Annotated in this window: 8 protein-coding genes and 1 pseudogene; 7 read left to right on the top strand and 2 right to left on the bottom strand. The window is 37.6% G+C overall.

All coding sequences use genetic code 11. The features are described from left to right. Positions 1–159: 159 nt before the first annotated feature. Entirely contained in the window at positions 160–762 is a 603-nt protein-coding gene (locus tag LCF57_RS07320; protein ID WP_226000116.1) for a TetR/AcrR family transcriptional regulator, read from the bottom strand. Between the two features lie 188 nt (positions 763–950). Between LCF57_RS07320 and LCF57_RS07315 the strand changes: the two genes are divergently transcribed. From LCF57_RS07315 to LCF57_RS07295, 5 genes are all read left to right on the top strand, one after another. Beyond that, a complete protein-coding gene (locus LCF57_RS07315; protein WP_226000115.1) occupies positions 951–2,156 on the top strand; it encodes an MFS transporter in 1,206 nt (401 codons plus the stop codon). A gap of 367 nt (positions 2,157–2,523) precedes the next feature. Continuing rightward, positions 2,524–2,796 (top strand): DUF6809 family protein, encoded by a 273-nt coding sequence (locus LCF57_RS07310; protein ID WP_226000114.1) that lies wholly within the window; start codon positions 2,524–2,526, stop codon positions 2,794–2,796. Between the two features lie 367 nt (positions 2,797–3,163). Further along, the gene (locus LCF57_RS07305) at positions 3,164–3,724 is read left to right on the top strand and encodes a MarR family winged helix-turn-helix transcriptional regulator (protein WP_226000113.1); all 561 of its coding nucleotides are present in this window, start codon (positions 3,164–3,166) and stop codon (positions 3,722–3,724) included. Between the two features lie 68 nt (positions 3,725–3,792). Continuing rightward, complete coding sequence (locus LCF57_RS07300) at positions 3,793–5,067, top strand: acyl-CoA thioesterase/bile acid-CoA:amino acid N-acyltransferase family protein (protein WP_226000112.1); 1,275 nt, start codon at positions 3,793–3,795, stop codon at positions 5,065–5,067. A 136-nt stretch (positions 5,068–5,203) separates the two neighbouring features. Next, on the top strand, positions 5,204–5,626 hold the full coding sequence (locus tag LCF57_RS07295) for a VOC family protein (RefSeq protein ID WP_226000111.1): 423 nt from the start codon (positions 5,204–5,206) through the stop codon (positions 5,624–5,626). Positions 5,627–5,818: 192 nt separating this feature from the next. Here the strand turns inward: LCF57_RS07295 and LCF57_RS07290 are convergent. Further along, positions 5,819–6,926: pseudogene (locus LCF57_RS07290) on the bottom strand (alpha/beta fold hydrolase). A gap of 146 nt (positions 6,927–7,072) precedes the next feature. Between LCF57_RS07290 and LCF57_RS07285 the strand changes: the two are divergent. Together LCF57_RS07285 and LCF57_RS07280 are read left to right on the top strand one after the other, a co-directional pair. After that, positions 7,073–7,648 carry a TetR/AcrR family transcriptional regulator gene (locus tag LCF57_RS07285; protein WP_226000110.1) on the top strand — a complete coding sequence of 192 codons (576 nt, stop codon included), beginning with the start codon at positions 7,073–7,075 and terminating at the stop codon, positions 7,646–7,648. Between the two features lie 70 nt (positions 7,649–7,718). Further along, positions 7,719–8,222 (top strand): MarR family winged helix-turn-helix transcriptional regulator, encoded by a 504-nt coding sequence (locus LCF57_RS07280; RefSeq protein ID WP_226000109.1) that lies wholly within the window; start codon positions 7,719–7,721, stop codon positions 8,220–8,222. Positions 8,223–8,257 lie beyond the last annotated feature (35 nt).

Below are 8,257 nucleotides of genomic sequence, written 5' to 3'. Positions count from 1 at the left end.
CAACGATTTCAGGCCAAACTCAAACAGCGCGCGCCGATTGAGTACCGGCACGCGCTGGCTGCTTAGCCTTTTTTCACTTGTCTACTTGACAGGGGTATGACCAGGGGATTGCCTTTTTCTATTTGTATGCCCTTATTTTCATGAAGACTGGGGCAAGTCTCAGGCACAAGTATCCCAAAGCTCCATTAATTTAGTTATGGCTGCATCAATGTTGTCTAGGGACACACCATCTCTGGCTTCCGTAGATATACCTTCCAGAAAGGTAACGAATAGCGTGGTTAACATGCTAACATTTGTGGATTCTTGAAGTTCTCCGTTCTTGGTAGCTCGCTCAATACGAGCATAGAACTTGTTCCTTGTCACTGCTCTTTGCCTGATCAATAGTTCTCGAATATGAGTGTTTTCCGGCGAACATGTATTTGCAGACAATATGACTAAACAACCCAAGGGGTGGGTCTGCTCAGTCTGCATGATTGCTGAACGTCTTAAGGCTAATTCAATAGCAGTGCGCGATGAAAGTGAATAGTCTGTAAGGCATGTCGATACTTGTCCGAATGTAGCCAAATACCGATCCAGCGCTTCTTTGAATAGTGCGTCTTTTGATTCAAAAGCTGCATAAAAGCTGGCGGAGGAGATGCCGCCCATCGCCTTTTTGAGTTGAGCCAAAGAGGTCGATTCAAATCCATGCTCCCAAAACAACATCATAGCTTGGGAGATCGCTTCATCACGACTGAATTTACGTGGTCTTCCGGTTCTAACCATGGAGTAGCCCCCTTTTACCTTGTACTTATATACTAATCGATCCAAAAGTAATTGACAAGACTGGAAGGTATCTTTAAAATATGGAATGATCGATCCATAAATAAAATAAAAGGAGGGCAAATCATTGGCATATGTGCTTGATTTTTCGCTTGAACTTGTTTTGAAATCGATATTAAGGAGCTGCGCTAATGTCCAGCAATAACTCTTCTACTACTACAAAGATTGCTTCTTCCGCCTCCTCTGAGCGCTTTCCCTGGCTTGGTCTGCTTGCTTTGGCTATGACAGGATTCATCTGTATTATGACGGAAACAATTCCGGCTGGTTTGCTTCCGCAAATAAGCAGGGGACTTTATATTTCAGAGGCAATGGCGGGTCAACTGGTCACTGTGTATGCCATCGGTTCCTTAGTGGCTGCCATCCCTGTAGCTATAGTTACCCGTCAATGGCGGAGGCGTCCGCTGTTACTTCTGGCTATCTGCGGGTTCCTAGTTTTTAACAGTGTGACTGCTATTTCTTCCAGCTATATACTGACGCTGGCTGCCCGCCTGCTGGCAGGAGTTTCGGCTGGAGTTCTATGGGGTATGATCGGCGGTTACGCTCTTCGCATGGTATCTGCTACATTGAAGGGGAGGGGGATGGCAGTTGCCATGGTTGGAACGCCCATCGCCTTGGCCATTGGTGTCCCTGCGGGAACGTTTCTGGGGAACCTCATGGGTTGGCGTTCCGTTTTTGGAATCATGTCGCTACTGACTGTTATACTGATCGCGTGGGTGCTTTGGAAGGTGCCGGACTATCCGGGACAGTCCTCCGATAAGCAAACTTCGATCTATGCAGTCTTCCTTACACCGGGTATTCGGCCCATACTTATGGTTGTTCTGACCTGGATGACAGCCCATAATATTCTCTATACTTATATTGCTCCATTTCTTACCTCCAATGGGATGGGTGAGAGAGTTGGTCTGGCGCTGGCTTTCTTTGGCATTGCTGCTCTCGTAGGTATATGGATAACTGGCGTATTCATCGACCGTTGGCTGCGTAAGCTTGTCCTTATTAGTCTTATTTCCTTCGTCTTAATTTCTATTGCCATGAGCTTTAGCAACTCCAATGTCTTTATGATCTATATCATTGTTACGGTATGGGGTTTAACTTTCGGCGGCGCAGCAACGCTATTGCAAACGGCGCTTGCTCAGGCTGCAGGGGAGAGCAAAGTGGATATGGTCATGCCGATTAACACGACCGTATGGAATCTGGCTATCGCCGGCGGCGGGATGGCTGGGGGTATTTTACTTGAAACTTTTGGTGTGGGATCATTTGCATGGGCATTATTCATACTCTTATTCCTTGCGCTTCTCGTGGCTTGGGGTGGCAAAAAGCATTCGTTCCCTCCACAGTAATCTGGTATTAGTGAGGAGTTTTTTAAAATTTCGCTTGCTATAACTTCTAACTTTAATGCACAGAAGATACTGTCCCAAGGGCAGTTGCAATAAAATAAAGAGCATTGTCTAAGCCGATGTTGTCGACAGAGCAATGCTCTTTGTGCTTGCATTCGATCTTACTATAAAAAAATGAAGTCCTGCTTATTTTCAGAGAAGGGCTGTATTCACTTCGTTTTCTAGTGAAATATTCGCTAAAAATCAATTTTGATTTTTTAATGAGATATTCTTGTTTTTGGGGGAACAAAAAGGTATTCTGCATTCAAAATTATGGAACTATAAGCATTTAACTCAAACCTTTATCTCTATTAAGAAGGAGAAGATGAATATGAGTATCTTAGAAGATTTATATTACGGAAAATGGTATCCAAGTGAAAGAACTAGACCGATAAACCCTGAGCTTGAATCAATCCATCAGAAAATAACCGCTTCTATGAAAACTCTAAAAGCAAGATTGTCGGAACACGATTATGAATTAATTGAAGAACTATCCGATTTAAATGATGTTTTAATTTCTATATTATCTGCCTCAGATTATATTTCTGGATACAAAGCAGGGGCTTTGACGATGGTTGAAATATTTGATGGAAAAATCATATAAACTAAGTATAAATCCATGTTTTTCATATAACAATTAGTAATGAATTTTGTGGAAAAAACGACTATTAGGTAAGTTAATAATGAGATTGTGGCTTACGAGCTTGGAAAACGTAATGACAATGAACTTGTACTCTAGACGTTTGCCAAAGCTTTTGCCAAAGCTTTTGCCAAAGCTTTTGCCAAGGCAAAAGACGTGACCGGGCTGATCGTTCATAACGACTAGGGGTTCCAGATACAAAAATAACAATTGTTTATTAAATATCTGAAATTTCCAAGCAGTAGTATTGTCACCATGTTGACGATAATACAGAATGCTGTTATTGTAATTATAGTCAACATGATGACAATAAAAAGAAGAGGATATATTTATGGAATATTCTAAAGCGCTTAGAGAGTTATATATAATGCAACAAACTTACGCTACTTTTTTTTCCGTTACTAATAAGTTGCAAATACAAGGCGATAACTATTTTGAGAATTTAACATCACGACAGTACATGATCATGCTGGCAATAGCTCATTTGCCAGAGGATGAAACAACACTTGTTAATATTGCAAGAAAGTTAGAAACAAGCAAACAAAGTGCACAAAAGCTTATAGTCAATTTAGAGAATAAAGGATACCTGATTACGACACCGAGCAAACGGGACAAACGTGCCATTAACGTAGAAATCACGGAATTAGGGAAAAGAGTCATGCTGGAATGTGGTGAGAAAGCAATATGCCTAATGGCAGATATTTTTAATGAATTCACAACTGAAGAATTAGAAGTGTTATGGAGTTTATTGAAAAGAATATATGGTACCAACAACGAAGAGTACGTTGGTTTTGAGGAAGATGTAAATTATAAATTTGAAGACTTGGAAGGGTTTCAAGAAGCACAAATTCGAGCTTTAGATAGTTTTATTTTACGGAGAAAACATATTTAAATGATGGGAATTGAAATAGATAACATTTTTCCATCAAAATTTTCTATACTATCTTTGGGGGTTGCGAGATGAAATTACAAGTACAACCAAGAGTTGCACTTATTGATGAAAAAATTGATTTTTGTGTCACAGGGTTACCACCAAGGGGCAAAATGAAAATAACTGCATCCATGCATTTTCCATGGGCTGTAAGTGAAAAGTATCAATCATTCGCTTGGTTTACTGCGGATTCAAACGGTAGTGTTGATTTATCAAAACACAAACCTGATTCTGGAACTTATGATTATATAGATAGTATGGGGCTTATTGCTTCTTTACAAAAGATTAGTAGTGAGGGAGGGAATATTGCTCTTAATATTTCAATAGATGATAGTGTATTTATTGACATAGTATGTGAAAATGGACAAGATCGAGAATACGTAAGACTAGAGCGTATGTTTAAGTTACCGGAAGTGAAAAGACAACAGATTACTGGTGAATTTGTGGGAGAGTTGTTTTACACTGAAAACTCAAATAATAAAACGATTGTAGTATTGGGTGGATCTGATGGTGAACGAAATGGTCTTTCGCTTTTGTCAGGACCATTGGCATCTAGAGGTTTTAATGTTTTAACCGTTGGATATTTCAATGAAAAGGGATTGCCTAAAAAACTCGAGGAAATTCCCCTTGAATATTTTGAGAAGGTGTTCTCTTGGCTTAAAAAGAATCCATTAACACATGCTACCGAAATATATGTACATGGTACATCTAAAGGTGGAGAATTGGCGTTACTTTTGGCTTCACGATATAATTTCATTTCTAAAGTTGTGGTTTCTGCACCTCATGCATATTGTTTTCAAGCTTTGGATGGTATGATGAGTGGTAAAAATGTTTCATCATGGTCATATGAAGGGAGATCATTACCATTTATACCAGTTGATAATGACATTTTTTATGAGCATCAGCGTGATTGCTTAGAAAAGAATATACCTTTTGGGTTTACTACTACATATAAAAAAAGTGTGGAAAGGGCAAGAAATAAAGAAGAGGCTCGAATAAAAATAGAGAATGCACATGCAAATTTACTGCTAATTGCAGGTCAGCGAGATAATGTTTGGAATACTTACGATGCATGTGTAGAAATGATGAGTATTTTGAAAAAAACCAATTATAAATACAGATACAATCTTTTAGACTATAAGGATTTAGGTCACTCATTACCAATACCGTATATTATCCCCTTAAGCGAAACATTGAACTTAAAAATGGGTTTAGGCGTGTTTACTTGTGGTGGTACGTTAAAAGGAAATTCTTATGGTCAATCAGATTCTTGGCAGAAAACAATAGAGTTTTTTATGAATTAATATAACAATTGATTAAAGGGAGATTTTTAGTTTAATTTAGTGCGTTATAATAGGGAATATTATGCTCATGAAGGCTGGTATAAGGAAAGTCCGTGGGAAGAAAGCTAAGATACTCGAAATTTGGAGGGTTAAGAATATGATTCAATCCATAGTTCATATCGCGTTGGTTGTAAAAGATTATGATGAAGCAATAGATTTTTATACTAAGAAGCTAAATTTTACATTAGTTGAAGATATCTATCAGCCAGAACAAGATAAACGATGGGTAGTAGTATCACCTCCCGGTTCAGTCGGTACTACAATATTGCTTGCAAGAGCATCTAAGCCTGAACAGGAGTCATTTATAGGTAATCAGTCGGGAGGTAGAGTGTTTCTATTCTTAAACACTGATGATTTTTGGAGAGATTATAATGAAATGATTTCAAGAGGAATAGAATTTGTGAGAGAACCCAAAAGTCAATCATATGGGATGGTTGCAGTATTTAAGGATTTATACGGGAATCTGTGGGATTTATTAGAGCTGAATGAAGATCATCCGATTTCTAAGCGAATAAAGTGAAATAATCTGAGTGATATTACACTAACTTCTAGCTGTGTAAAATTGCACAGAAACATACCTTCCAGTATAGATAGTAAATGTCCATAGAAATATTAGCATATCTAAAGTGATGTGAACCGAAACCGACCCTATAATTGGAGTCGGCTTGTATTTGATGAGCATGTTGCGGAGGAACACTATACTGCCCAGCTGTTATAGGAATTTCTTCATTTCATTAAATGCTAATTCCCTGTGACCTGCTTGGCAGTGTTGCTCACCCCCCGTTTCTTTAGTAAATACTTTGGTTGTAATGGACGCAGCATTTATTAATTCTTGTTGGATTTGTGCGAGTCGGCTAATAGGCACGTATTGATCATCTTCTCCAGCTAATAAAAGAACATCTTGATTAATGAATGCCCCAATGCCTTGCATCGTGTGCTTTTCGAAATTTTAGATCAAAAGGCGTTGCTTCACCGGTATTTTCCATCCCTTTGGTAATCTTCCAATGCAAATCAATATTGTGAGTCATCATCTGTTCGAATAATGAATTCACTTGATCCACTTCATTATGATCGACTAGCTGCATCATACTCTGATACGTTTCTTCTGGCATACCCATTCTTAATGCATCTAGACCACAATAGAAAATATTAAAAGCAACTACTTTATCGATTCTCTTTTCGAAGGCTGCAGCACGCATAGCCAAATATCCTCCCCAAGAAGCACCTAGGAGGCTTACACGATCTAATTTGAAATAATCGATCACAGCTGATATGGGCTTTTCCCAGTTGTGAATGAATTTAAGACCTTTTTTTAATGCAGTTCCTTGCCCTGGACCATCAAACACAACAATATTGTAATCAATTCCTTTCATAAATTTCATCATTTTAAGCATCTCTTCCATGTAAGAATCATACCCACCAAAGACAAGCAATGTTTTCGTAGCGCCAGGTGTCAATAATTTTACAGCAGGAAGATAGGAATCTTCATAGGGAATCTTGTAGGATTCATAATCAAAATCATGAAAGCCTTTATAGAAGGTTTCTCTATATTTTTGATACATTTTTTCTTTATTGGGGTCTGTGGGTGCAAGATAAAATTCTGCAGCTTGATAGTAGACTGAGGCTAAGTCATAGTCCTTGCTATCTTCACGTTTCTTTGCAAAATTGAGCCAAGCTTCATACCAGCCATGGGTGTCGATTAATTTCGGAATGATTATTTCCAAATCCGTTGCGGCTCGATCATCTTCTTGATAATAATCATTGATAAAACGGTTAATTTGAAGATTGAATTGCTCGTTATTTACATAGGGTTTAAACATATATTTTCCTCCTTCAATTTGGGTATGTGCTTACTATAGAGTATAGTTACTACATAAAAAATAATTAGTATCGCATCATCTGTAAGATATCTTACACGGTATATATGAAGTGTTCGAAAACTTACACATAAGGAGCAAGTGGTTAAATGAATGAAGATATCAGAATTTATAAAACAAAAATAGCTATTGAGCGAGCTTTCATTGAATTACTCCAACAGCAGGATTTTAAAGATATTACGATCAAAAAAATTTGTGATCAAGCTCTTATCGGACGTTCTACTTTTTATAGTCATTATTTGGATAAGTACGATTTGCTAGAAAAAATAGTTAAACAGTATGCTTCTGATTTTAAAGTTGAGGTTGAACATCGTTTTGATGCAATGAAAGATGGTAAGGTGGCTAATGCCATAGAACTTGTAACCGATCAAATGATTAAAAATAAGTTCGAAATTTCAACATTATTAGCCATTCATGAAGTAACGGCTGATCTACGTAAGGAGTTTGAACAAATTTTGTTTAGGACTTGCTTAGCTTATTTAAAGCAACAGAATTCTTCAACTTCGATCGCATTGGAGTATTTAGCAGAACTATATGCTGCTAACTCAATGATGTCTATTCATTGGGTTTTGAAAAATGGCAAAGATACTAACATCATTCTTCTTTTAGATCAAATGCAAGAATATATTTTTGGCCAGTTAAAGTCTGATCTATATAAAAATTAGTATGCGTGGATGAAGCTTTTATCGACATGTCATTGATGATGGGTGCAGGAATTTTTTACAAATATAATTCTTGACGAAATTAGTTGTTATAGCTATTATATTTATGACAACAAAAATAAGGCGGATTATTCAAATGACCAATCATAAATATGACTACACACAATTGATCGGATTTAAAATTATTAAGGGAGAAGTTCTCATAAAGAGAAAGCTTCTAAGCGCCTTCCTGGAAAAGGGATATGACATCACTTTTGAGCAATGGACAGTTCTTAATGTGCTGTACGCAGAACCGGGCCTGATTCAAAGTGAAATTGCAATTAAAACGTACAAAGACAAAACAAATCTGACCAGAATTTTGGACGTTCTTTCTAAAAAAGACTATATCGTAAGGGAGACCCATGACAAAGATAGGAGAAGCATCCGCATTTACCTGACTGATACAGGAAAAATGATGTTTCACGATCTGATTCCTTGTGCGAAGTCCATTAACGAACAATTTCGGGAAGGCATATCAGACGAAGAATTGAAAGTATTTATGAGCGTCCTTGAAAGAATAAGTGGCAATGCCGAGTAATTTTTTTAACCATATAGTTGCTATAGCTATTATAG

Origin of the sequence: Paenibacillus sp. BJ-4, assembly GCF_020404765.1 — a bacterium.
In the GTDB taxonomy this organism is placed as follows: domain Bacteria; phylum Bacillota; class Bacilli; order Paenibacillales; family Paenibacillaceae; genus Paenibacillus.
This window is presented reverse-complemented; position numbering and strand designations above follow the sequence as displayed.

What these genes read in the sequence shown, in the direction of transcription:
- LCF57_RS07320 (WP_226000116.1), bottom strand. Translation starts at nt 762, where the DNA reads ATGGTTAGAACCGGAAGACCACGTAAATTCAGTCGTGATGAAGCGATC.
- LCF57_RS07305 (WP_226000113.1), top strand. Translation starts at nt 3,164, where the DNA reads ATGGAATATTCTAAAGCGCTTAGAGAGTTATATATAATGCAACAAACT.
- LCF57_RS07285 (WP_226000110.1), top strand. Translation starts at nt 7,073, where the DNA reads ATGAATGAAGATATCAGAATTTATAAAACAAAAATAGCTATTGAGCGA.
- LCF57_RS07295 (WP_226000111.1), top strand. Translation starts at nt 5,204, where the DNA reads ATGATTCAATCCATAGTTCATATCGCGTTGGTTGTAAAAGATTATGAT.
- LCF57_RS07300 (WP_226000112.1), top strand. Translation starts at nt 3,793, where the DNA reads ATGAAATTACAAGTACAACCAAGAGTTGCACTTATTGATGAAAAAATT.
- LCF57_RS07310 (WP_226000114.1), top strand. Translation starts at nt 2,524, where the DNA reads ATGAGTATCTTAGAAGATTTATATTACGGAAAATGGTATCCAAGTGAA.
- LCF57_RS07315 (WP_226000115.1), top strand. Translation starts at nt 951, where the DNA reads ATGTCCAGCAATAACTCTTCTACTACTACAAAGATTGCTTCTTCCGCC.